The organism is Luteolibacter algae (assembly GCF_042683045.1).
Lineage (GTDB): Bacteria > Verrucomicrobiota > Verrucomicrobiia > Verrucomicrobiales > Akkermansiaceae > Luteolibacter > Luteolibacter algae.
The window spans coordinates 1-1,559 of sequence record NZ_JBHUIT010000030.1 but is presented as its reverse complement, the minus strand read 5'-3'; the positions used below and the strand labels follow the sequence as shown (position 1 = coordinate 1,559).

Below are 1,559 nucleotides of genomic sequence, written 5' to 3'. Positions count from 1 at the left end.
TTACAAACCTCAACCCACAGTCAAAGCGCGGCTGCCGTCAGGCGGTTGGTGTGCTATGACGTTCGCTAGAAAAATGCCCGCATCCCCATCCAGCGAGGAACCGACCGTCTTGATCCATGGTTCGGAGTGGAAGACGAAGGATATTGCGGAAGCAGTCGAGTGGTGCCTAACCCAGACTTGGCATTGCGAGACTTGGAAGCCGACCGCAGCGCTCGTCCAGAAGAGCGGCACAGTCAGCCAGTATCGCGGGCAGAAGTTTGATCCAGACAAGATCGGTCTGGTTAAGGATGGATGGACTCATGACCACTGCGAGATTTGCTGGTGGACGCTTCGTGAGAGCAACGATGCCGCTGATGGCGTGGGCTACCGGAACGAGACGAACGGGTGGATATGCACCGAGTGTTTCAATCACTTTGTCCGCGATCAATCGCCCAATGAGAAACTAAAAGCGAACAAGGCGCAGCACCCAACCGCCTGACCCGCTCCGAGTCGAATTTTCCAGATGATTAGAACCCTAAACCCCGAGTCAACGCGCGGCTGCCGTCAGGCGGTTGGTGTGCTTTGACGTTCGCTACAAAATTGAGATGGTTTCCGAATCGGCTTGGCTTGCGTGCTTGGGTTGTCGTCCGCAAGATGTAGCGAGCCGCGTTCTTCTCGGGCATTGGCTCGAACTGAGTGCTTGGCTTTATGTCTCATAGATTGATGTCCGCTTCATACTTCCCGGGCATTGGCTTGGGTTTCGGCTCGGTGCTTCTGGCTTTCGGTGGTTCGCGGCCGTCAGACGCCAAAACTTGGCGAACAAGGCGGAGATGGCGACGCCGTTGAAGCTGTCAGATGAATTTGGAGCTTTACACCGGCGCGCCATTCCTATAACGTTCATCTAATAAATATCGCCACCACTCCCACCGTCGAAGCAGCCGTCAAGTGTTGCGACTTCCGAGTGTCCTGGTCCTTGCATATCAGCATCGTTGAATCGGAGGTTTCCACTCCCCGATCCGCCGAAGACTGTCAGCCCTAGCTCTTCCGCTTCCTTCGCAGCCTTACTTAGCCGAGAGGCGATTGATTTTACACGCTTCGGATCTAGCCCGAAGGATTCACAGAGTTCTTCGTCGATATACATTTTTTGATTTGGTTGGGGTTTTGGGATTTTTCGGAAGAGGATGGACGGCGTCGTAGGCAACGCCGTCCATCCGTGAAATTGATTTCAGCCTCCATTATCGGCGTGCCTAGACTCGGCGTTAGGCAGAAAAAAATGACGAGCTTCCACGTCCACCATACCAGCGTCAGCTCTCTCGGGTGTCCACTGAATCCACGTAGAGCAATGGTCGGAATTAAGAAGCGCGTGCTATTTGCTGGGTAGTCGTTTCGAAATTGAAATTTCATATTGATTCGGGCGTTATTGGTTTATTCGTAAGAGCCTAACAAGACGGAGATGCGGACTCCGTTGAAGCTTTCTGATTTGGTTCAGCATCCTCGCGGAGCCGCATTCCTATGACGATAGCCCAAGAAATTGAACCCCATGGACGACGACATTAGACGTTGCGACCCCAACCAACGGT

The 1,559-nt window shown here is 53.3% G+C and carries 2 protein-coding genes; one reads left to right on the top strand and one right to left on the bottom strand.

Annotated features, from left to right (window positions below; genetic code table 11):
• Nucleotides 1-478, top strand: a 478-nt coding sequence (locus ACFSSA_RS12275; protein ID WP_386820757.1) for a hypothetical protein, incomplete at its 5' end; no start/stop codon positions are given.
• 402 nt (nucleotides 479-880) lie between these two features.
• Here ACFSSA_RS12275 and ACFSSA_RS12270 read toward each other — a convergent pair.
• Nucleotides 881-1,120: a hypothetical protein gene (locus ACFSSA_RS12270; protein WP_386820755.1), complete on the bottom strand. Its 240-nt coding sequence runs from the start codon at nucleotides 1,118-1,120 to the stop codon at nucleotides 881-883.
• Nucleotides 1,121-1,559: the final 439 nt, after the last annotated feature.